Origin of the sequence: Staphylococcus pasteuri, from assembly GCF_030547725.1 — a bacterium.
Taxonomy (GTDB): Bacteria; Bacillota; Bacilli; order Staphylococcales; family Staphylococcaceae; genus Staphylococcus; species Staphylococcus pasteuri.
In genome coordinates this window covers 1-239 of the sequence record NZ_JAUOQO010000888.1, presented here as the reverse complement: position 1 = coordinate 239, position 239 = coordinate 1, and the positions used below count along the sequence as shown (strand labels likewise).

Here is a 239-nt window from a genome sequence, read left to right as displayed (position 1 = left end):
CCATTAGGTTATGAGTGGAAATTAACAGCTTTTCCTGAAAATGCTAGTTGGCAGATGAGCACAGGGAGTAAAATAGAATTTCTTGGAGATCTACCAGGTCTTTATCGTATTTCGTTAACAGTTGTAGACCCAAGTGGTGCAGAAAATACTACAGAGCATGAGTTCAAATTAGAAAAACTCCCAGCAGTTATTTCTGATATTACTGCATATGATGAAATTGAATTAGGTGAACACTATAC

Annotated in this window: 1 protein-coding gene; it reads left to right on the top strand. The window is 36.4% G+C overall.

Annotated features, from left to right (window positions below; all coding sequences use genetic code 11):
* Nucleotides 1–54: 54 nt before the first annotated feature.
* Nucleotides 55–239, top strand: a 185-nt coding sequence (locus Q4528_RS15815) for a hypothetical protein (protein WP_303522689.1), incomplete at its 3' end; no start/stop codon positions are given.